This is a genomic window from Streptomyces sp. NPDC038213 (genome assembly GCF_055600495.1).
Genome location: NZ_JBVJYM010000005.1, coordinates 1 through 20,834, shown reverse-complemented (window position 1 = coordinate 20,834; position 20,834 = coordinate 1). Strand labels below are relative to the sequence as shown.

Below are 20,834 nucleotides of genomic sequence, written 5' to 3'. Positions count from 1 at the left end.
CTTCCGTCGTGACGACAACCGCGGTGGCGGCTTCAACCGCGACCGCAACGACCGCGGCTTCGAGCGCCGTGACGACAACCGTGGTGGCGGCTTCAACCGTGACCGCAACGACCGCGGCTTCGAGCGTCGTGACGACAACCGGGGCGGTGGCTTCAACCGTGACCGCAACGACCGTGGCTTCGAGCGTCGCGATGACAACCGTGGTGGCGGCTTCCGCCGCGACGACAACCGCGGCGGCGGTTTCGGCGGCGGCCGCGACCACCGCGGTGGCAGCGACCGTCCGTTCAACCGCGACCGCCGCGACGACCGCCCGGCCGGCGGCTTCCGCTCCGGCGGCGGCGACCGCCCGTACGGCCGCCGCGACGACCACCGCCCGTCGGGCTCCGGCTCCGGCTCCTTCGGCGGCGGCCGCCGCGACGACAAGCCGCGCTGGAAGCGCAACGGCTGACCAGGCCCGAAGGCCTGACGGCCCGAAGGCCTGAAGCCTGACGGTCCGAAGGCCCGAACTCCCGTCCCGAGCCCCCGGCATCCGCTGCCGGGGGCTCGGCGCGTCCCCGCCCCGCGACACCCGCAGCGCCCGTCCGGCCATACTCGATCGGCTGACGGGCCCGCTCCGGCTATGCTCTGGGGTGAGCATGCCGCGGGCCATTAGCTCAATTGGCAGAGCAGTGGACTTTTAATCCATTGGTTGTCGGTTCGAGTCCGACATGGCCTACCGCACGCGGACCGGGTTCCCCGGTCCCGCCCAGAGCGCCCCACCCGGTTCCGACCGGGTGGGGCGCTCTGTCGTTTCCGGTCCCAGCCGAGGTACGAGGACGCGGCGCACCCGGATGCGGGTGCGGGGCTCATGGGGCCGGGGTGGCCGGCGGGGTGGTGGGCGGCCACCGGGTGAGGGCGGTGTGGAGGGCGTCGAGGACGGCGTCCCAGGAAGCGTCGAGGGGGCGCGGGTGGCCGAAGCCGCCGGCCGCCTCGAGGGCCGCGAACCCGTGGAAGGTGCTGCGGAGCAGGCGGACGGCGTCGGTGAGGGCCGGTTCGGGGAGCCCGTACCCGTGCAGGAGGGCGTACGTGAGCTCCACGAGCCGGCGGTGGCCCGGGGAGGCCGCGAGGGTCTCGGCGGGCAGCGTCAGCTGGGTGGCGGCGTACCGGCCCGGATGGCGTACGGCGAAGGTCCGGTACGCCGTGGCGAAGGCGGCCAGGGCCTCGCGGCCGGCGCGGCCCGCGAGGGCTTCGGTGAGCAGGTCGGCGAAGCGGGCGGCCGAGTCCGCGGCGATCCGGGCGCGCAGGTCCTGGAGGCCGCGTACGTGGGCGTACAGGCTCGCGTCCTTCACACCGAGGCCGCGGGCGAGGGCGGAGACGGTGACCCCGTCGAGGCCCCGGGCGTCGGCGAGGTCCGCGGCGGCGGCCACGACGCGCTCGGGGGTCAGTCCGGCTCGGGGCACGGGCAGCTCCTGAAAGTATTTAATCGTTTGCCTAGGGACTCTAGGAAAGATTAGCGTGCCGGTATGAAGGCACTCACTGAGCGGGAGATCCGCGGCTCGTTCGTCAACTGCTCGAAGGGCGAGGCGCAGCGGCTGCCGCTGCCGCGCGACCTGGCCGAGCGCCCCTGGGCGGACCTGGACTTCCTGGGCTGGCGCGACCTCTCCGCGCCGGACCGGAGCTACCTGGTCACCGAGCACGGGGGCCGGCTCACGGGCATCGCGCTGCGCTTCCCCGCGGCGCGCAAGGGCTTCCTGCACCGCAGCATGTGCTCGCTGTGCCTGACCACGCACGCCGGCGGCGGGGTCTCGCTGATGACGGCCCGCAAAACCGGCCGCGAGGGCCGCGAGGGGAACTCGGTCGGGCTGTACATGTGCACCGACCTGGACTGCCCGCTGTACGTGCGGGGGAAGAAGCGGCCGGAGCCCGGGGGGAGGTTCGAGGAGTCGCTGACCGTGGAGGAGCAGATCGAGAGGATGCGGCGGAACCTGGACGGGTTCCTGGGCTCGCTGTGACGGGCGGCTTGCGGTGGTGCGGGCCTGCTGTGGCGGGGGGCTCGCCGTGGCGCGGGCCTGCTGTGGCGGGTGGTTTCCGGCGCTTCCGTCGTGGCCGCGGGGAAAGGTGGCGCGAGGAGCCCCGCGGATAGCGTAAGCTTGTGTTTACCGACGCGGGGTGGAGCAGCTCGGTAGCTCGCTGGGCTCATAACCCAGAGGTCGCAGGTTCAAATCCTGTCCCCGCTACTGATGATCAGGGCCCGGATCCTTTTGGATCCGGGCCCTGATTGCATGTCCGGGGCCGGTGCGCGGAAGCGTGTCCGCGCACCGGCGCACCGGCCGGTACGGAGCGTGAGCGAAAGGCCGCGCTCCGCAGTCCGGTTGACGGACCGTCAAAGGCCGGGCGTGGCTGAAGGTGTACCCATCAGGCCGGGAGAATGCCCCAGTTGATCCACTCCTGGAGGGAAAAGCCCAGGCCAGAGCCGGTCAGAGCGTGGCCGATACACGCGAGGGATCAAGCGCAACAGCTTGGAATCACTCCCTGTTGTCTATTACCGTTCGATAACGCAGCGCGGTCGTCACGGCCGTCGCAAGAGGCGGCTCCGTGCGCGTGCGCGCCGAATCCCGCAAGGGAACCGGGGAACCAACACATTGGGGTGAATCGGGTCGATCCGGCCCGTAGGAGACCTTCCTGCTCCGAACCCGTCAGCTAACCCGGTAGGCGAGAAGGAAGGAAAGGAGTGCGCCCCCGTGGCGTCCAACAGGCCTACCCCTGAAGCCTCCGAGGTTCCCGACGCCGGTGCGTGGGGCGCGTGGAACCCCACCGAGGACTCCGTCCGCCCCGTCCGGGGCCGCCACCGCGTGGTCAAGCAGCGCGGCGGCCTCGCCCGCAGTTCCACGGTCCTCGGCGTCGGCGTCATCGCCGCCGTCGGAGCGGGCGGCATAGCCACCGCGCAGGACCGGCCGCAGGTCTCCATATCCCTCCCCTCGCTGCTGCCCGGTGACGGCTCCGCGACCGCCGACCTGGCGGCCGACCTGCCCGCCACCGTCCCGGTGACGGCCCCGCTGACCACCGCCGGGGCCACCCCCGAGCAGGCCGAATCCGGCACCGACGCCGGCGAGGTGCTGCGCAACCGGATCCTCCAGCAGGCCGAGTCCCAGTCCGATGCCGCGGCCGCCGCAGCCGAGGAGGCCGCCGCCAGGGCCGCCGAGGAGGCCGCGGCGAAGGAGGCCGCAGCCGCTCAGGCCGCTGCCCGCAAGGCCGCCGAAGCCGCCGCCGAGGCCGCGGCCCGCAAGGCGGCGGAGGAGGCGGCAGCCGCGAAGGCGGCCGCGGAGGCCGCGGAGGCCGCGGCGGAGGAGGCCCGGCTGGCCAAGCTCGCCGGCAGCTACGCGCTGCCCACCTCCTCGTACACCCTCACCTCGTACTACGGGGCCTCCGGTTCCATGTGGTCCTCCGGGCAGCACACCGGCCTGGACTTCGCCGCCCCCACCGGCACGCCCGTCAAGGCGGTGCACGGCGGCACGATCGTCTCCGCCGGCTGGTCGGGCGCGTACGGCTACCGGATCGTCCTGCGCCTCGCCGACGGTACGGAGATCTGGTACTGCCACCTCTCCTCGATGTCCGTCACCTCGGGCGCGGTCGGCACGGGCGAGACCATCGGCCGCGTCGGCGCCACGGGCAACGTCACCGGTCCCCACCTGCACCTGGAGGTGCGCTCGGGAGGGGAGACCCAGGATCCGCTGGCGTGGCTGCGGGGCAAGGGCCTGACCGTCTGACCGCCTGCCAGGTCAGCAGGGCGAAGGCCGGGGCCATCACGGACCCGTAGACCCAGTAGAAGCCGTACTCGCCGAGGTCGGGGGAGCTGTTCCACAGGGCGTGCACGCCCATCGCCAGGAGCAGCCCCCCGAGCGGGTACAGCACGCGGCGCGTGCGCCCTGCGGACACGGCGGCCAGTCCGAAGCCGATCCCGGTCAGGGCGGTGAACAGCGGGTGCGCGAACGGGGACATCACGATGCGCACGAAGAAGGTCGCGGCGGTCACCGAGGCCAGGACCGGGGTGCCCTCGGCGAGGTCCTCCCCGAAGGCGTTGCCGAGGTAGAGGATGTTCTCGGTGAAGGCGAAGCCGGTGGCGGTGAATCCGGCGAGCACGAAACCGTCCGTGAAGCCGCCGAGCCGGTCCCGGCGGAAGACGAACAGCAGGAGCAGGGCGGCCGCCTTCGCGGTCTCCTCCACCACCGGGGCGATCGCGATCGAGCCCAACTGGTCGGCGTCGTAGGGGTCGGTGGCGGCCGCGGCCATCCAGCGGGCCGCGAAGCTGTTGGCCAGTATGGCGATCAGGGCCGCCGCGCACGCGCCCCAGCCGAAGGCGAACAGCAGCGGCCCCCAGGGCGCGGCGCGCGGCCGCCGCAGTCCGCCCAGCCCGCGGAAGGCGGCGGCGAGCAGCGGTACGGGGACCACGGACAGGCCGAGCCCCACCAGGAAGCCCGGGGTGCCGGTCTGCTCCCGCACCAGGACCAGGATCAGCACCCCGGCGGCCGCGAGCGCGCAGGTCAGCGCGGCGCCGCTGAGCCGGGCCGAGGGGCGAGGAAACGTCCCGAACACGCCACCGACCCTAGTGAGCGGGCCGGAGGCGGAGGCGGGCTTTTCAGTTCTGGGTGCGGCGGAAGAGCAGGTCGTGTACGACGTGCCCCTTGTCCAGGCCCTGGCCCTCGAAGCGGGTCAGCGGACGGAACTCCGGGCGCGGGGAGAACCCGCCGTCCGCCTGGGTGTTCTCGAAGTCCGGGTGGGCGCTGAGCACGTCGAGCATCTGCTCGGCGTACGGCTCCCAGTCCGTGGCACAGTGCAGCACCGCGCCGGGGGCCAGGCGGGTCGCGGCCAGGGAGAGGAACTCGGGCTGGATCAGCCGGCGCTTGTGGTGGCGCTTCTTCGGCCACGGGTCCGGGAAGTAGACGCGCAGGCCGGCCAGGGAGGCGGGCGGCAGCATCTCGCGGAGCAGGATGATCGCGTCGCCGTTGGCCACGCGGACGTTGTCGATGCCGGCCTTCTCGGCGAGGGCGAGGAGGTTGCCCTGGCCGGGGGTGTGCACGTCGGCGGCGAGGATGCCGGTGTCCTGGTCCTCGGCGGCCATCTGGGCGGTGGCCTCGCCCATGCCGAAGCCGATCTCCAGGACCACCGGGCGGCCGCCGAAGAGCTTGTCGAGGTCGAGGACCTCCCGGCCGTCGATGTCCAGGCCCCAGGTGCTCCAGAGGCGGCGCAGGGCGTCCTCCTGGCCCGTGGTCACCCGGCTGCGCCGCGGCTGGAAGCTGCGGATCCGGCGCTCGTGGTGGGAGCCGGCGGGGTCGGGGGAGGGGCCGTCGGGGAAGCGGGGCTCCGTGCGCCAGCGGGGCGGGGTGTAGGAGGGGGCTTCCGGCTGGGGGCTGGGGTTCATGGACTCAGACACAGTGCGTCCGATTCTACGGGCCGCAGCCCGCGCGGACCCGGCGGAGCCGGGTCCGTCCGGACGGGGGCGGGCGACCCGGGTCCGCTGCGCGGGTAGGGGAAACGGCCCCGCGCAGCGGACCGGGGTCCCGGGTGGGTCCGGGTCAGGGGTGGAGGGTCGGGAGGGTTCGGGTGGCTATTTCGCGGCCGATGGGGAGGGACGCCGTCGCCGCGGGGGACGGCGCGTTCAGCACGTGCACCGTCCGCGGCGCCTCACGGATGAGGAAGTCGTCGACCAGCGCCCCGTCCCGCAGCACCGCCTGCGCCCGCACCCCGGCAGCCGCAGGCACGAGGTCCGCCTCCGTCACCGCCGGCAGCAGCCTCCGTACGGCCGCCGTGAAGGCCGTCTTCGACAGGGACCGGCGGATCTCCCCGGCCCCGTACCGCCAGTGCCGGGCGCCGACCCGCCAGGATCCCGGCCAGGCCGCGCTGGTCGCGAGGTCCCGCGGCCGGACCGTCCGCCACGCGTACCCCTCGCGGGCGAGCGCGGGGACGGCATTGGGACCGACGTGCACCCCGCCGCCGATGCCGCGGGTCAGGTGCACCCCGAGGAAGGGGAAGGCCGGGTCCGGCACGGGGTAGACCAGCCCGCGGACGAGGTCCGGGCGCTTCAGGTCGTAGTACTCCCCGCGGAAGGGGATGATCCGCATCTGCGGGTCGTCCCCGGCCAGCCGCGCCACCCGGTCGCACTGGAGCCCCGCGCAGTTCACGAGCGCCCGGGCCCGGAAGACCTGGCCCGAAGAGGTCCGCACGGCCACGGCCGTCGCCCGCCGCGAGATCAGGTCGACCTCTGCCCCGTAGACGACCTCCGCGCCGGAGGCCTCGGCGAGACGGGCGGCGACCTGCCCGTAGTCCACGATCCCGGTGGTGCCCACGTGGATCGCGGCCAGGCCCGTGACCTCCGGCTCGTACTCCGCGATCTGCGCGGGGCCGAGCTCGCGCACGGGGATGCCGTTCTCCCTGCCGCGCTGGACGAGGGCGTGCAGCCGCGGCAGCTCGGAGCGCTCCGTGGCGACGATCAGCTTGCCCGTCACCTCGTGCGCGATGTCGTGCTCCGCGCAGAACTTGACCATCTCGGCCGCGCCGCGCACCGCGAACCGGGCCTTCAGGGACCCCGGCCGGTAGTAGATCCCGCTGTGGATCACCCCGCTGTTGCGCCCCGTCTGGTGCCGGGCCGGGCCCGGCTCCTTCTCCAGGACCACCACCCGGGTCCCCGGAGCCAGGCGCGACAGCGCGTACGCGGTCGACAGGCCGACGATCCCGCCGCCGATCACCAGTACGTCGCAGTCCATGCCACCTCCCACGTCCGAGTCTGCACCCCGGCACTGACAAACCCGTCAGGCGGGGGTCACCAGCAGGGGCCGCGCCCGCTCGCGGAGCTCCGCGACGCGCGGTTCGTCACCGTACGGCTCCAGGCGGTGGAGCAGGTCGCGGACGTACTCGGTGGTGCGCGCCGAGGAGATCCGGCCCGCCACCTCCACCGCGCGGGTCCCCTGGGCGCAGGCCGCGTCCAGGTTCCCGGACTCCAGCTCGGCCACGGCGCTGACCACCAGGCGCAGGCCGTGCGAGCGCACGTACTCCTCCGTGGGCCGGGACAGCGCCTGCTCGGTGAACCGGCGTACCTGCCGAGGGAGTTTGAGGTCCCGGTAGCATTCCGCCGCATCCGCCGCGAACCGGTCGTACGAGTAGAAACCCAGCCATCCCGGGTCGCAGTCCCCTTCGCGGGACCGCTCCAGCCAGCCCTCCGCGGCCCGCAGCGCGGCCCCGGCGGCCTGGGAGTCCCCGGCCTTCGCGTGCGCCCGCGCCTCGACCAGGCGGAAGAAGCTCATGGTGCGGGCCGTGGCGAGGCCGCGGTTGCGCTCGGCGGCCGCCTGGGCGAGGTCCACGCCCTCGTCCGGGAAGTCGCGGTAGGTGGCCTGGAGGGACATGGAGGCGAGCACGTACCCGCCGAGCGGGACGTCGGCGGCGGCGCGGGCCAGGCGCAGGGCCTGGATGTAGTACCGCTGGGCGGCCTCCTGCTGGCCGGTGTCGAAGGCCATCCAGCCCGCGAGGCGGGTCAGTTCGGCCGTGGCGCCGAAGAGGGCGCGGCCGACCTCGTCGGAGTACGAGCCGAGGAGCAGCGGGGCCGCGTCCACGCGCAGGCACTCGGGGACCATCGAGGAACGCCAGTCCCCGCCCCCGTACTTGGAGTCCCAGCGGCGGGCGTCCTCGGCGGCCTCGCGGAGCTTGGCGACGTCGCTGTGGCCCACGCGCAGGGCGGAGGGCTCGGCGGGCTGCTGCTCGGGTCCGGCGGGGGCCGCCGGGGGGCCGGCGGGGGCGCCCGGGGGCGCGGCTCCGGTGGCGGCGTGGGCCCCGGTGGCCGGTGCGGGGGCGGCTGCGGCGGGCGCGCCGGGGTCCGCCGCCGGGCCCGGCGGGTCGGCCGCCCCGGGGCGTAACGGCCCCGCCTCCCGGGCCACCGAGCTGTCGGCGGGCGATATCAGCCACCGCGAGGCGGGGGTCGCGTACGCGGAGACGGCGAAGGAGCCCGCGAGGGACTGCCAGATCCCGCCACCGCCGCGCCGTCCCGCCAGGTCCAGCCGGTACAGGTCCGTGGCCGAGCGGACCGCCCCGGCGACGTCGCGCGGGAAGCCGAGGCCGATCTCGGGGGCCGGGTCGGCGTCCGCGAGCCCGATCTCGTGCAGCGGCACGGGGCGGCCGAGTTTGGCGCCGATCGCGGCGGCGATCAGGTGCGGGGCCGCGCCCTGCGGCACCATGCCCTTGGAGACCCAGCGGGCCACCGAGGTCTTGTCGTAACGGAGCGTCAGTCCGCGTTGTGCACCGAGGTCGTTGACCCGCCGGGCGAGGCCGGCGTTGCTGATTCCCGCGAGGGCGAGGACCGTGCCCAGCTTCTCGTTCGGCTCGCGGAGCTCCCTGGACATGCGCCACCCCTCGTCACGCAGACACGCAGAACCACATCGACTCAACACGGTGCGCCGCACGGGGCGCGGTGCCCCGGTACGGACGCGGTGCCGGGCGGCGGCATAGGCGCCCGGCATTTCGTAAACCCAGCGTAGTTCGCCGCATCCCAAGCGTTAAGGGGCCGCCTTCCGGATGGCGGGATTGTTGTCCGTACGGCCGTCCGCGGCCGGGGCGCATCCGCGGATCCGCGCCCCGGCCGTGCTCCGCCCGTGTGGCCGTGCGCCCGGCCGTGCGCTCTGCCCGGCCGGGGGGCGCGGCGATTCGATGGGGGTGCGTGGGTCGGCCCGCTGCACGGATCCGGCGGGCCGGGGGAAGCCGCCGCCTCAATCCCCGCGGGTGGCGGACCGGGCCGGGAGGTGGGCCGCGCCTCCCGGGCCGCGCCCCGCGCCGGCCGCCGGATGCCGGGAAGTCCCGGGAAGTCCCGGAAAGAATGGCTGAATCCGACCTATGGGGCGGTGGGAACGGAACGCCAAATACCGCATGGCGGGGGCGTGTTCATCTGCATGTGCGCCCCCCTTCGCCCCTCTCGTACGCCTGTCTCGTGGCAGCATGGACACGAACTTGTCCACAGTCTGTGGAGGCGGCGATGCGGTGGTTGGTGGGCTGGAGCAGTATCGCCGCAAGCTTCGGCACGGCCGGACGCATCACCGAGCCCCCCGGCACCGTCCACGGCGCCTTCGCCGACTCCGACGACGCAGCCCAGGACGCCGCCCGCACCCTCCACCCCGTGGGCGCCCAGCTGCTCTGGGGCGACCCCGACCCCCTCTGGGCCGTGGGCGACTGGCGCCCCGACGAGATCCGCACCGTCGCCGCCGACCCCGCCGACCCCTTCACCCGGCTCGCCGTCCTCGGCTGCTGCGGGGCCACCGACGCCGAACTGCGCACCGCCCTCTACGCCGCCCGCGGCGGCGCCCTGCGCCACCTCACCCGGTGGCCCGGCAGCTACACCGCCGTCGTCCAGGCCGGCCGCCGGATCACCGTGGTCGGCGACCTCGCCGGCGCCCGCCCCGTCTTCTACACCCCCTGGGCCAACGGCACCGCGTACGCCACCGCCGCCCTCCCCCTCGCCGACCTCATCGAGGCCCAGCTCGACATCGGCCACCTCGCCGCCCTGCTCGCCTGCCCCGACAGCCCCGAGGCCCTCGGCGACGGCACCCCCTACGCCGGGGTCCGCCGCATCCCGCCCGGGCACGCGCTGATCCTCCGCGAGGGCTCCCGCGAGATCACCGGCTACGAGCCCGTGGCCTCCCTCGCCGTCGCCGCCCCGCAGGCCGACGCCGACCGCGCCGTGGAGGGCGTACGGGAAGCACTCGTCGCCGCGGTGCGCGCCCGGCTCACGGCCCCCCGCCATGCGCCCGATGTCCCCGGAACGGTCGGGTACGACCCCGGGCCGGTCCCCGGCATGGGCCCCGCCGAGCGCCGCGCCGCCCGCGGCGCCCCCGCCCCCGGCATCGGCGCCGACCTCTCCGGGGGCAGCGCCTCCGCCACCCTCGCCCTCCTCGCGGCCGGACTCCCCGGGGCCCCCGGCACCGTGTCCGGCCACGGCTCCGCGGCCGGACAGCGGCTGCTCGCCGTCACCTTCAACGACCTCGCCACCCCGCCCGCCGGACGCGAGGCGGAGCTGGAGCGGGCCCGGATGATCGCCGCGAACCCCCGCCTGCACCACGTGGTCGTCGCCGCCGCCGAGGAGGCCCTCCCGTACGCCGACCTGGACGGCCCGCTCACCGACGAGCCGGGCCCCTCCCTGGTCGTCGCCGCCCGCCACCGCCGCCGCCTCTCCGCGGGCAGCGCCGACCACTTCGTCGGCCACGGCGCCCGCCAGGTCCTCGACGCGCACCCCGCCCGCCTCGCCGACCTGCTCCTCGACCGCCGCCGCCGGCACCTGGTACGGCCCATGGCCGCCCTGGCCCGCTCCGACCAGTCGCCCCAGTCGATCCTGGTGCCGTTCACCGTCTACCTCGCCGCCCGCCGGCTCTCGCGCACCTCGTACATGACCGGCATCCGCGAGGCCGCCGCCCGGCTGCGCGAGCACCGCGGCGAGGAGTTCGCCGAGGCCGGGCCCGTGGACGCCTCCCTGGCGGCGCTGGCCTGGTCCCGGCCGGGCCCGGCCGCCCGCTGGCTCACCGGCGAGGCACTGGCGGAAGTATCGATCCGGCTGGAGGTCGCGGCCGGCCGCCCCCCGCTCTCCCTGCGCCCCGGCGAGGCCCGCGCCCGCGCCGCCCTGGCCCGGCACGCCGCCGGGCACCGCGTCTTCGAACAGGCCGTGGAGGTGCGCAGCCAGCGGCTGCACGCCCCCTTCCTCGACAACCAGGTCGTACGGGCCGCCCGGGGCCTCCCGGAGTCCCTGCGCGTGCAGCCGGGCGCGCGGGCGGCCGTGCTGCGCAGCGTGCTGTCGGCCGCCGGGGTGCGCGAACTGCCCCCCGGCTGGGGCGCCACCGCCCCCGCCGACCAGGCCTTCTCGGTACGCGCCGGGCTGCGGGCCGCCCTGGACGACCTGCTCGACCTCTTCGCCGCCCCCCTCCTCGCGGACGCCGGGCTGGTCGAGGCGCACGTGGTCCGCCAGGCGCTGGTCGACGCGGCCGAGGGGCATCCGGCCCCGCTCGACGGGATCGCCGAGCTGGTCTCGGTGGAGCTGTGGCTGCGGCGGCTGCTGGCCCGGCGCGGCACCTGCTGGACGGGCACGTCCACCGTCCGGCGGCGCGCGGTGCCCGCCGGGGTGCCGTACCGGCGGGCGCTGTAGGCCGTACCTTCCGGGGGCTGGCGGGGCCTTCCGGGGTCTTGCGCGGGGTCTTCTGCGGTCTGCTGGTCTTCCGCCGGATCCCGCCGGGCCCGGCTACCGGCAGGTGACCGCGGCGTCCGCCCAGTCCCCGAGCAGCAGCTGCCCCCGGCGCCCCTCGCGCTCCACCACCAGGCGTACGGTCTCCCGCCCGCGCAGTGCCACCGAGACCGCGACGGCCGGGTCCCCGGCGGCCAGGGCGGGCGAGGTCCACAGCAGGTCCCCGTCCCCGTAGACCGAGAAGCGCAGGGCGCCGGGGGCGCCGAGGGCCATGTCGTCCACGCCGACGCGGGCGGAGAAGAACGTGCAGGGCCGGTTCAGCTCGACGGTGACCGCGGACTTCGAGCGGACGGTGAGCCCGTTGCGGTACGGGGTGCCGTCGATGACCAGGCCCCAGCGCTGCCAGACCCAGCTGCGGCCGGTCCGCAGCTCGGGGGCGGTGCCGTCCCCGAAGGGCGCGTGCCGCAGGCCGGCCAGGTCGTACCTCTCCAGGGGGCGCGGGGGCGGTTCGGTGGGCCGCGGCGTGGGCTTCGGCCGGGGCGGTGTCGGCTTCGGGGACGGCTTCGGCTTCGGCGCGGAGGGGGAGGGCTTCGGCGCGGGCGGCGCCGGGCGGGGCTCGCGGGTCCGCGGCGGGCTCGGCGCGGGCTTCGGCGCCACGGCCGCGCGCGTCGGCGAGGGCTTCGCCGGGGGCCGGGGCGCCGGGGGCGCCGGACGGTCGGGGGAGGGCGGCGCGGAACTCGGCGCGGGCGGCGCCGGTTCCCGGGGGACCGCGGGGGCGGCGGCGCTGGGCACCGGCTTCACCCGGGCCTGCGGCTCCTGCTCGTCCCCGACGAACGCGAAGACCACGCCCGCGGCGGTGGCCACGGCGAGCCCGGCCGCGATGGCCGCCTTCGCGGGCAGGCCGAGCCCCTCGGAGGCGGCGGCCGCCCCGAGTCCGCCGCCCGCCCCGCCGGAGCCGCCCGCCGCCCCGCCGGCGGCCCCCGCGGCCCCGCCCGAGGCCCCGGCGGCCCCTGCCGCGGCCCCGCCCGTGGTGCCCGCGGTCCCTGCCGCTCCGGTGGCGGCCGCCGCGGCTCCCGCGCCGCCCGCGGCCACGGCCCCGCCGGCGACCACCCCGGCCGCCTTCGCGGCGTACCCGGCGGCGAACCAGCCGATGACCGCGACCGGGAGCAGCGCCGGGATGCCCGCGTTGACGTCCTTCAGTTCGCCGGCCACCAGCCGGCACCTCGCGCACTCCTCCAGGTGCTTGCGCAGCCCGCGCTCGGCCCGCACCCGCAGCCCGCCGCGCGCGTAGGCGCCCAGCCGGTCGGCGTACTGCGCGCAGTCGCCCTCCGTGCCGTGCACGGAGCTCACGTGCGCCTGCAGGTAGGCCTGCTTGAGGCCTTCGCGGGCCCGACTGGCCAGCACCGCCGTAGCGTTCGCGCTCAGCCCGAAGAGCGGGGCGACCGCGCTCGGCGGGGAGTCCTCGACGGTGGTGTGCCACAGCACCGCCTGCCAGCGCTCCGGCAGGCTCCGGAAGGCCTGCATCGCCAGGGTCTGCTCGGCTTCCTCCATCGCCTTGACGTCGGCGCCCAGTTCGAGGGTCTCGCCGCCCGCCGGGGCCGCGCCCGCCCGTGCCGCCTGCTCGGAGAACACGGCGAAGTCCTCGACGAGCTGCTCCCGCTTGGCGGTGCTCGTCCAGGAGGCGGCCACCCGCCGCACGGTGGTGAGGAGGTACGCCCGCACGGCCTGGTCGGGACCGGCCCCGCCGCGTACGGCCTGCAGGGTCCGCGCGAACACCTCGGCCGTCAGGTCGTCCGCGGTGTGCGCGTCGCGGCAGCAGGTTCGGGCGTAGCGGCGCACGCTGTCGGCGTGCCGGCGGAACAGCTCCTCGTACGCGCCGTCGTCGCCGGAGCGCATCCGGGCGATCAGATCCCCGTCGGAGGGAGGCAGTTCCGCGCTGGTGGCGCCGCTGCCGCCGCCGCGCTGGGCCGGGACCTGGCGGACGGGGGGCTCCCCGGTCCCCGTCTCGCCCGAGGAGGCTCCGGACGATTCGTCCAGCCCGTCAACGCTCATCGCGGAAGCCCCCGCACGACACCCTCAGAACCGAACACCGGAAAAGAGTGGCACAGCGGGCACGCCGACCGTACCCCTCCGCCCGCTATCCACTCATCCGGGCACAATTCCGCTCGGCGCCGTGCCGCCGGGGCCCGGGAACCGTCCCGGTGGAGTCCCGCAGGCGGTGCAGTGCACACGCCGCGCCTACCGTTCGAAGCCCCCGCCCGGGACCGGTGGTCCGGCCCGGACGGGGAGCCCCGCAGCAGCTGTGCGGATCCCTGGATCGCCTCCGCGAGGGACGGCCTAGCGGGACCGCAGGCCCTCCAGCAGGATGTCGAGCAGCCGGGAAGAGGCCGCGGCCTGCTGCGCCGGGTCCGGCAGCGCGGGCGCCGCCGTGGCTATCACCAGCAGCACGTCCGCGACGGTGACGTCGGTACGCAGCTCACCCGCGGCGCGGGCCCGGTCCACCAGCCGGCCGACGACCTCCAGCAGGGCGTCGGCGCCGTTGTACCCCGAGTGGTCCGGCTCGGGGGCCGGGCGCCGGGCGACCACGCGCAGCTCCGCACCCGCGTCGGGAACCGACTGGCGCTGCTGCGGAACGCGCGCCTCCTCAGCGGCCCCGTCGCCCTCCTGCTCGTCGACGCCCACGCGCAGGACCTGCGGCGGCAGCAGCCGGCCCGCGCCCGAGGCCACGGAGGTGCGCAGGAAGCGCGACAGCGCCTGCCACGGCTCCTCCTCCTGGCCCAGGGCGGCGCGCGCCTGCTCGGTCAGCCGGGCGGTCTCCTCCTCGGCGATCCTGCGGACCAGTACGTCCTTGCTGGGGAAGCGGCGGTACACCGTCCCCACGCCGACCCGGGCGCGCCGGGCCACGTCCTCCATCGGCGCCCCGTAACCGAGCTCGCCGAAGACCTCGCGGGCCGCGCGCAGGACGTGCTCGAGGTTCCGCTGGGCGTCCACGCGCAGCGGAGTGGAGCGGCCTATCCCCGGGCCGCCCGCGACAGCGGTGCGCCCGCCGTCGGTCGAGAGGGCCGTGGCCGTGCCATGGAAGTCTGAAATGTGCATATGTATCCCCCGGTAATTTTTCGTCTCCCCCCGGAGACGTCCCCGCTTTCACGCCGGGCGGATCGCGGTCAGCTGATCCCGGCCGACACACCCGGCGAACTACGAACATAGTTGAGCCAGAGTCAATTCAGAAGGGGGAGCCCCGCACGGACCGACGCCCGATCGGAGCATTCACCCCCACTTTTCCGGTTCGACCACCCGGAATGATCCATTCCGTGTGGTCTGACCTGCACTCCTTCACCCCGCCGGAGCTTCCGCCCGACCCCCCGACAGGGGCGAGCTTCGGTCACACAATCTGCCGGGCCTGTGGACAAACTCCCGGCCACGATGCGTCATGGGATGGTGAAGGCTGCAGACTCCCGGGGCACGGCCCCCGGCACTCCGCCCCGCGCCCGCATCCTCATCGTCGGCGGGGGCTACGTCGGGATGTACACCGCCCTGCGTCTCCAGCGAAGACTCAGGGCCGGAGAGGCCGAGGTCACGGTCGTGACCCCCGAGCCGTACATGACGTACCAGCCCTTCCTCCCCGAGGCGGCGGCCGGCTCCATCTCCCCGCGCCACGTGGTCGTCCCCCTGCGCCGGGTCCTCGACAAGTGCCGGATCGTCATCGGCGAGGCCCGCAGCATCGACCACGCCAAGCGCACCGCCACCGTGACGACCCTCGCCACCGAGGAGGAGGGCACCGGCGCCGTCGAGATCGAGTACGACGAGCTCGTCCTCGCCCCCGGCTCGGTCTCCCGCACCCTCCCGGTCCCCGGCCTCGCCGACTACGGCATCGGCTTCAAGACCGTCGAGGAGGCCATCGGACTGCGCAACCACGTCATCGAGCAGATGGACATCGCCTCCTCCACCCGCGACCCCCAGGTCCGCGACGCCGCCCTCACCTTCGTCTTCGTCGGCGGCGGCTACGCGGGCGTCGAGGCGCTGGGCGAGCTGGAGGACATGGCCCGCTACGCCGCCCGGTACTACCACAACGTCAAACCGGAGGACATGCGCTGGGTGCTGGTCGAGGCCAGCGACCGGATCCTTCCCGAGGTCGGCCCCGAGATGGGCGTCTACACCGTCCGCGAGCTGCGCCGCCGCGGGATCGACGTCCGCCTGGAGACCCGGCTGGAGTCCTGCGCCGACCGCGTCGCCGTCCTCTCCGACGGCTCCCGCTTCCCCACCCGTACGGTCGTGTGGACCGCCGGGGTCAAACCGCACCCCGTCCTCGCCGCCTCCGACCTGCCCCGCAACGAGCGCGGCCGGCTGCGCTGCACCGCCCGGCTCGCCGTGGACGGAGCCGAGCACGCCTGGGCCGCCGGAGACGCGGCGGCCGTCCCCGACCTCAGCTCCGGAGAGGGCCGCGAGTGCGCCCCCAACGCCCAGCACGCCGTACGCCAGGCCAAGGTCCTCGCCGAGAACCTGCTCGCCTCCCTGCGCGGCGAACCCCTGCGGGACTACCGGCACGAGTACGCCGGCTCCGTGGCCTCCCTCGGCCTCCACAAGGGCGTCGCCCACGTCTACGGCCGCAAGCTCAAGGGGTACCCCGCCTGGATGATGCACCGGGCGTACCACCTCAGCCGCGTCCCCACCTTCAACCGCAAGATGAGGGTGCTCGCCGAATGGACCCTCTCCGGCCTCTTCAAACGTGAGATCGTCTCCCTCGGATCCCTGGAGCACCCGCGCGCCGAGTTCGAGCTCGCCGCCAAACCCCCGCCCCCGCCGCCGCCCTCCTCACCCGAACGGGCAACCGATCAGGCAACCGATCAGGCTCCGGGAACAGGACCTGCACAGGACAGGTCGAAAGACGACAAGAGCTGACGATGTCAGTCCTGTCGGCCACACTGGGCATGTGACCATAGGTGGGCCCACACCTGCACAGAGTGACCACACCGTCCCGCGCCCGACCAGCCCTGGCCCCCGGGGGCACCCGCCCGGCGAAAACGCCGGGCGTGACAGCGACCACGAGCGACACCACGAGGCTTGAACGCAGTGAACTTCACGCGCTGGAGCGCCCGGTTCCCCGGAACGCAGCGCCGCGCCGCAGCCCGGTCCGAGCACGCAGCAGCCCGGGCCAAGCGCGGCGAGGGCTCCGTCCCGGCGGCGCGCGGTGAGCACGTAGACGGCGCCGCGGCGGCCGCCCCCGGCGACCCGGCCCCGCCCGCCGCCCCCTCCGACCCCACGGTCTCCGGCACCGGAACCGGCACCTCCCCGGGCTGCGGCGCGGCCCCCGCCCCGGCAGCCCTCCCCGCCGTCCCCTCCCTGGACGAGCTGTCCGTCCGCGAGGTGCTCGGCTGCCTCCCCGCCCTCGTCGCCCTGGTCCACGGCCCCGAGCACCGCACGGCCTACGTCAACGACGCCTACGCCGCCGGATTCGGCCCCCGTCCCCTCGGCGTCCCCGCCCGCGAGGCCCTCCCCGAGCTCGACGAGCTCGGCCTGCTCCCGCTGCTCGACCAGGTCCTGCGCAGCGGCCGCTCCCGCACCGCCAAGACCCGCAAGGCCCCCGACGGCAGCACGTACACCGTCACCTGCACCCCCGTGACCGGCATCGGCACGACCGAGGAGCCCAAGGGCACCGGCGTGCTCGTCCACCTCGCCGACGTCACCGACCACGCCGAGGCGGTGGACCGGCTGCGCGCCGCCGAGCGCCGCCAGCGCGAGGCCGCCGTCACCCTCCAGCGCTCCCTCCTCCCCCAGGAGCTGGAACAGCCCGACGACCTGCGCATCGCCGCCACCTACCAGCCCGGCGGCACCGAGGCGGCCGTCGGCGGGGACTGGTACGACGTCATCACCCTCGGCGCCGGCCGCACCGCCCTCGTCATCGGGGACGTCATGGGCCGCGGGGTCCGCGCCGCCGCGGTCATGGGCCAGCTCCGGACGGCCGTGCGCGCGTACGCCCGCCTCGACCTGCCGCCCCACGAGGTGCTCCAGCTCCTCGACGGCCTTGCCGCGGAGATCGACGCCAGCCAGATCGCCACCTGCGTGTACGCCGTCCACGACCCCAACGAGGGCCGGCTCGTCTACGCCTCCGCGGGCCACCTCCCGATCCTCGTCCGCGACGAGGACGGCACGGTGCACCGGGCCGACGGCGCCACCGGCCCGCCGCTCGGCACCGGCGGCTGGCTGCACTCCTCCGGCACGATCCCGCTCGCCCCCGGCTCCACCGCCGTCCTCTACACGGACGGTCTGGTCGAGCGCCGCCGCGAGGACATCGACGAGGGGGTCGCGGCCCTCGAGCGCGCCCTGTCCGGGGCCACCGGCACCCCGCAGGTCATCTGCGACCGGCTGATGCGCGCCCTGGGCGTGGGCGCCGACCACGACGACGACGTGGCCGTCCTCGTCCTCCAGCACCCCACGCGCACCGGCTCGGACGCCGAGCTCTTCCACAACGCCGCCCTGGAGCTCCTCGGCGGCATCGAGGCGGCCCCGCGCGCCCGCGCCTTCGCCCAGGGGGTCCTGGCCTCCTGGCGCTTCCCCGTGGAGCTCTGCGACCTGGGGGTCCTCGCCGCCAGCGAGCTGGTCGCCAACTCGCTCCAGCACGGCACGCCGCCGATGCGGCTGCGCCTGCGCCGCACCGACCGCCGCCTGATCGTCGAGGTGACGGACGGGGACGACCACCTGCCCCGCCGCCGCCGCGCCGAACCGGGCGACGAGGCCGGCCGGGGCATCTCGATCATCGCCACGATCGCCTCGTCCTGGGGCTCCCGCCGCACCCCGGGCGGCGGCAAGGCCGTCTGGTGCGAGTTCGCCCTCCCCGACACCCCGTCCGAACAGCACGCGTAAGCCCCGACGCGTACGCAGGAAGGCCCCCGGTCCACGAGGACCGGGGGCCTTCCTGCGGAGGGACACCCCCGCGATCGGGCGTATCTCTCCCTACGCAATAAGGAGGAGCCGGAACTGGGCTCAGACGGACGCGGCCTCGACCGGTCGCGCCGCCGGGGCCGCGGAGGGCTCCACCGCCGCCGCCGGGGCCGTCCGGGCCGCCTTCGCCAGGGCCGGGCTGTCCTGCGCGAGGCTCAGCTGCCGGCCCAGCCGCAGCGCCAGTACGACGATGCCCAGCGAGACCACCGCGAACACCCCGATGTAGAGCATCGGCAGCCCGGCGCCCACCGGCACGCCCAGCGGGCCCAGGGCCAGCGCCATCTGCTTCACGAGGGCGAAGGCCGAGTTGTACTGGCCGACCGAGCCCTCCGGGGCCAGGTCGGCGACCAGCGGGGCCAGCGTCGGCGACAGCATCGCCTCGCCGATCCCGAAGAGCGCGTACGTCGTGATGAACGCGCCCGCGGCCATCGCGGCCCCGGTCTGCCCCAGGCCCGCGATCCCGGCGATGACCCAGGCCACCGCCCAGATCAGCCCGACCAGGGCGATCACCCGGGACCGGCGGCGCTTCTCGACGGGCTTCAGCACCAGGAACTGCGCGACGACGATGGCGCCGGTGTTGGCGGCGAGGGCGAAGCCGAGGGTGGACGGGGAGATCCCGGCGGCCTCGGTGCCGTACGCGGCCAGACCCGATTCGAACTGCCCGTAGCAGGCGAAGAACAACACGAAGCCCAGGACGCAGAGCTGCACCATCGCCTTGTGCTGCACCAGCCGCTTCCAGCCGCCGCCCGCCTGCGCGGGGTCGGTGGGACGGGCGTCCCGGATGCTCGGGGCCTGCGGCATCCGCACCCCGGCGATCACCGCGGCGAGGACCAGGAACATCACGGCCTCGATGCCGAACAGCAGGGTGAAGCTGCCCGGCCGGTGCTCGTCCACGATCTGGCCGCCGATCAGGCCGCCGATGCCCAGGCCGAGGTTCTGCATGAAGAACTGGAGGGCGAAGGCCCGGGTCCGGGTGGCCGTGGTGGAGCACCACACGATCATCGTGGCGAGGGCGGGCTGCATGACCGCCTGGCCGGCGCCGAGCGCCAGGGCGGAGAGCAGGATCGGCACGGCGCTGGTGGACAGCCCGAGCGCCAGCGCACCCAGCGAGGCCGCGACGGCCGCCCCGATCACCACGGGGACCGGGCCGCGCCGGTCGATGACCCGGCCGGTGAAGGGCAGGGAGACCAGGGCGCCCAGCGCGAAGGCGATGAACGCGCAGGTGGCGGTCGCCGCACCGAGATCGCGGACCTGCGCCACGTAGATGTAGAGGAACGGAACCGTGAAACCGATTCCGAACGCCGTCAGCGCGTTGCCCGCCTGGATCCGGCGCATCGCCACGCCCATCACCTTGGTCACCCTTCACCTGCCCTTGTGCTTGAAGTTCAAGACTTCAGACCTAAAGTTCGATGGTTAAGAGTATATATCGAAGGAGTTAGATGCCAACCCCGGGCGTGCCATACTTCGCGGCATGGGTGACTCCCCCGACACGGCGGCCCCCGAGGGCCTCAGCGAGCCGAGCCTCGACGAGCAGATCGCCGTCTACCAGCGCGAATTCCAGGACCTCGACCCGCAGGTCGAGAAGGTGGTCTCGGCACTGAGCCGCCTGAACCGCCGGATGAACGTCGCGTACGGCCGCCAGACCGCGGCCCTGGGCATCAGCAACGCCGAGTGGGAGGTCCTGAAGGCCCTCGTCATCTCGGGCGCCCCGTACCGGATGGGGCCGAGCGAGCTCGCGAAGCAGCTCGGACTGACGCCGGCGGCGATGACCCACCGGATCGACCGGATGACGGCCGAGGGCCTGGTGACCCGGGAGCGGGACGAGAACAACCGGGTGCGGGTGATCGTGGAGCTCACCGCCGAGGGCCGCAGCAAGTGGCTCGACGCGATGCGGGCGGCCACGATCTTCGAGGAGGAGCTCCTCCAGGACCTCTCCACCCAGGAGCGCGGGGCCCTGGGCGACATGCTCGCCCGCCTGCTGGACCGCGTGGAGGACCTCCAGGCGAAGGCCTGAGCGGGGGACCGGACGGGGGCGCCGGAACGGGGTTGACACGGAAGCGTCGAGTCCGTAAGGTTCTTCGAGTTGTCACGGGGCCGGAAGGTTTCTGCGACAGCCATCCCGCCGCTTCATCGCGGCAACCCAACCCAGCACGATCTCCCTTCGGGAACGTATTCGGCATGTCCGAATTCAATTCCGAGACTCGGTTATGAGTAGCCCGGGGAATCCGCTAGGGTTCGGGAGTCCGAACGGCCAACAGCCGCACAGGACAAGCCCGCTGACTGGGAGTCAGGCCCGAAAGGATCTGATAGAGTCGGAAACGCGGGAAGGGAAAAGCGCGAAAGCGGCTTGGACCGGAAAGCGCCGAGGAAATCGGGTCCGAAAAGATCTGATAGAGTCGGAAACGCAGGAACGAAGGAAGCGCCCGGAGGAAAGCCCGAGAGGGTCAGTACAAAGGAAGCGTCCGCACCTTGAGAACTCAACAGCGTGCCAAAAATCAACGCCAGAAGTTGATACCCCGTCCATCTTCGGATGGTCGAGGTTCCTTTGAAAAAGTCCTGGCAGGCCATCTGATGGTCTGGCAGGCATCCACAACAGCGAGGACGCTGTGGACAGACCACCATATTCCGGTGGGACTGTCCCGCTCAACGCGAGTGGGAACCGGATGACCGGTAAACATTCACGGAGAGTTTGATCCTGGCTCAGGACGAACGC

At 74.4% G+C, this 20,834-nt stretch carries 13 protein-coding genes, 2 tRNA genes, 2 pseudogenes and 1 riboswitch; of the genes and pseudogenes, 9 read left to right on the top strand and 8 right to left on the bottom strand.

Going from position 1 to position 20,834, the window contains the following annotated elements:
* Both ACZ7JZ_RS09430 and ACZ7JZ_RS09425 read left to right on the top strand, forming a co-directional pair.
* Positions 1-448 (top strand): annotated as a pseudogene (locus tag ACZ7JZ_RS09430) (DEAD/DEAH box helicase); the annotation flags it as partial.
* A 194-nt stretch (positions 449-642) separates the two neighbouring features.
* Positions 643-715, top strand: a tRNA-Lys gene (locus tag ACZ7JZ_RS09425).
* A gap of 130 nt (positions 716-845) precedes the next feature.
* Here ACZ7JZ_RS09425 and ACZ7JZ_RS09420 read toward each other — a convergent pair.
* The gene (locus ACZ7JZ_RS09420) at positions 846-1,439 is read right to left on the bottom strand and encodes a TetR/AcrR family transcriptional regulator (RefSeq protein WP_470935313.1); all 594 of its coding nucleotides are present in this window, start codon (positions 1,437-1,439) and stop codon (positions 846-848) included.
* A 63-nt stretch (positions 1,440-1,502) separates the two neighbouring features.
* Between ACZ7JZ_RS09420 and ACZ7JZ_RS09415 the strand changes: the two genes are divergently transcribed.
* The 3 genes from ACZ7JZ_RS09415 (at position 1,503) to ACZ7JZ_RS09405 (ending at position 3,746) form a co-directional block, all read left to right on the top strand.
* Complete coding sequence (locus ACZ7JZ_RS09415; protein ID WP_470935310.1) at positions 1,503-1,991, top strand: FBP domain-containing protein; 489 nt, start codon at positions 1,503-1,505, stop codon at positions 1,989-1,991.
* Between the two features lie 151 nt (positions 1,992-2,142).
* A tRNA-Met gene (locus ACZ7JZ_RS09410) sits at positions 2,143-2,216 on the top strand.
* A 359-nt stretch (positions 2,217-2,575) separates the two neighbouring features.
* A riboswitch (cyclic di-AMP (ydaO/yuaA leader) is annotated at positions 2,576-2,709 on the top strand.
* 11 nt (positions 2,710-2,720) lie between these two features.
* Positions 2,721-3,746: a M23 family metallopeptidase gene (locus tag ACZ7JZ_RS09405; RefSeq protein ID WP_470935307.1), complete on the top strand. Its 1,026-nt coding sequence runs from the start codon at positions 2,721-2,723 to the stop codon at positions 3,744-3,746.
* Here the strand turns inward: ACZ7JZ_RS09405 and ACZ7JZ_RS09400 are convergent.
* The 4 genes and pseudogenes from ACZ7JZ_RS09400 to ACZ7JZ_RS09385 all read right to left on the bottom strand — a co-directional run.
* Positions 3,745-4,572 (bottom strand): annotated as a pseudogene (locus ACZ7JZ_RS09400) (PrsW family intramembrane metalloprotease); the annotation flags it as partial. The gene ACZ7JZ_RS09405 and the pseudogene ACZ7JZ_RS09400 sit on opposite strands and share 2 nt — an antisense overlap.
* Positions 4,573-4,615: 43 nt before the next feature.
* Positions 4,616-5,398, bottom strand: coding sequence for a tRNA (guanosine(46)-N7)-methyltransferase TrmB (gene trmB / locus ACZ7JZ_RS09395; protein WP_470936365.1), 783 nt, complete (start codon positions 5,396-5,398; stop codon positions 4,616-4,618).
* A 154-nt stretch (positions 5,399-5,552) separates the two neighbouring features.
* Positions 5,553-6,740 carry an L-2-hydroxyglutarate oxidase gene (gene lhgO / locus ACZ7JZ_RS09390; RefSeq protein WP_470935304.1) on the bottom strand — a complete coding sequence of 396 codons (1,188 nt, stop codon included), beginning with the start codon at positions 6,738-6,740 and terminating at the stop codon, positions 5,553-5,555.
* Between the two features lie 45 nt (positions 6,741-6,785).
* Positions 6,786-8,366 carry a sporulation protein gene (locus tag ACZ7JZ_RS09385; protein WP_470935301.1) on the bottom strand — a complete coding sequence of 527 codons (1,581 nt, stop codon included), beginning with the start codon at positions 8,364-8,366 and terminating at the stop codon, positions 6,786-6,788.
* A 626-nt stretch (positions 8,367-8,992) separates the two neighbouring features.
* On the opposite strand from ACZ7JZ_RS09385, the gene ACZ7JZ_RS09380 reads away from it, so the two are divergent.
* Positions 8,993-11,146, top strand: a complete 2,154-nt coding sequence (locus tag ACZ7JZ_RS09380) for an asparagine synthase-related protein (RefSeq protein ID WP_470935298.1) — start codon at positions 8,993-8,995, stop codon at positions 11,144-11,146.
* 93 nt (positions 11,147-11,239) lie between these two features.
* On the opposite strand, the gene ACZ7JZ_RS09375 is transcribed toward ACZ7JZ_RS09380, so the two are convergent.
* Complete coding sequence (locus ACZ7JZ_RS09375; RefSeq protein WP_470935295.1) at positions 11,240-13,234, bottom strand: sigma-70 family RNA polymerase sigma factor; 1,995 nt, start codon at positions 13,232-13,234, stop codon at positions 11,240-11,242.
* Positions 13,235-13,519: 285 nt separating this feature from the next.
* Positions 13,520-14,278 (bottom strand): TetR/AcrR family transcriptional regulator, encoded by a 759-nt coding sequence (locus tag ACZ7JZ_RS09370; RefSeq protein ID WP_470935292.1) that lies wholly within the window; start codon positions 14,276-14,278, stop codon positions 13,520-13,522.
* A 339-nt stretch (positions 14,279-14,617) separates the two neighbouring features.
* Between ACZ7JZ_RS09370 and ACZ7JZ_RS09365 the strand changes: the two genes are divergently transcribed.
* Together ACZ7JZ_RS09365 and ACZ7JZ_RS09360 are read left to right on the top strand one after the other, a co-directional pair.
* Positions 14,618-16,081: an NAD(P)/FAD-dependent oxidoreductase gene (locus ACZ7JZ_RS09365; protein WP_470935289.1), complete on the top strand. Its 1,464-nt coding sequence runs from the start codon at positions 14,618-14,620 to the stop codon at positions 16,079-16,081.
* 171 nt (positions 16,082-16,252) lie between these two features.
* Positions 16,253-18,043: an ATP-binding SpoIIE family protein phosphatase gene (locus tag ACZ7JZ_RS09360; protein WP_470936362.1), complete on the top strand. Its 1,791-nt coding sequence runs from the start codon at positions 16,253-16,255 to the stop codon at positions 18,041-18,043.
* Between the two features lie 120 nt (positions 18,044-18,163).
* Here ACZ7JZ_RS09360 and ACZ7JZ_RS09355 read toward each other — a convergent pair whose 3' ends face one another.
* Positions 18,164-19,480, bottom strand: coding sequence for an MFS transporter (locus ACZ7JZ_RS09355; protein ID WP_470935286.1), 1,317 nt, complete (start codon positions 19,478-19,480; stop codon positions 18,164-18,166).
* Between the two features lie 112 nt (positions 19,481-19,592).
* Here ACZ7JZ_RS09355 and ACZ7JZ_RS09350 point away from each other — a divergent pair, with 112 nt between their 5' ends.
* Positions 19,593-20,135: a MarR family winged helix-turn-helix transcriptional regulator gene (locus ACZ7JZ_RS09350; RefSeq protein WP_470935283.1), complete on the top strand. Its 543-nt coding sequence runs from the start codon at positions 19,593-19,595 to the stop codon at positions 20,133-20,135.
* Positions 20,136-20,834: the final 699 nt, after the last annotated feature.

Bases quoted from the DNA above. Each gene is read 5' to 3' on its own strand.
- ACZ7JZ_RS09365 (WP_470935289.1), top strand. From the start codon at position 14,618: ATGGTGAAGGCTGCAGACTCCCGGGGCACGGCCCCCGGCACTCCGCCC.
- ACZ7JZ_RS09380 (WP_470935298.1), top strand. From the start codon at position 8,993: ATGCGGTGGTTGGTGGGCTGGAGCAGTATCGCCGCAAGCTTCGGCACG.
- ACZ7JZ_RS09415 (WP_470935310.1), top strand. From the start codon at position 1,503: ATGAAGGCACTCACTGAGCGGGAGATCCGCGGCTCGTTCGTCAACTGC.
- lhgO (WP_470935304.1), bottom strand. From the start codon at position 6,740: ATGGACTGCGACGTACTGGTGATCGGCGGCGGGATCGTCGGCCTGTCG.
- ACZ7JZ_RS09375 (WP_470935295.1), bottom strand. From the start codon at position 13,234: ATGAGCGTTGACGGGCTGGACGAATCGTCCGGAGCCTCCTCGGGCGAG.
- trmB (WP_470936365.1), bottom strand. From the start codon at position 5,398: ATGAACCCCAGCCCCCAGCCGGAAGCCCCCTCCTACACCCCGCCCCGC.
- ACZ7JZ_RS09370 (WP_470935292.1), bottom strand. From the start codon at position 14,278: ATGCACATTTCAGACTTCCATGGCACGGCCACGGCCCTCTCGACCGAC.
- ACZ7JZ_RS09350 (WP_470935283.1), top strand. From the start codon at position 19,593: ATGGGTGACTCCCCCGACACGGCGGCCCCCGAGGGCCTCAGCGAGCCG.
- ACZ7JZ_RS09385 (WP_470935301.1), bottom strand. From the start codon at position 8,366: ATGTCCAGGGAGCTCCGCGAGCCGAACGAGAAGCTGGGCACGGTCCTC.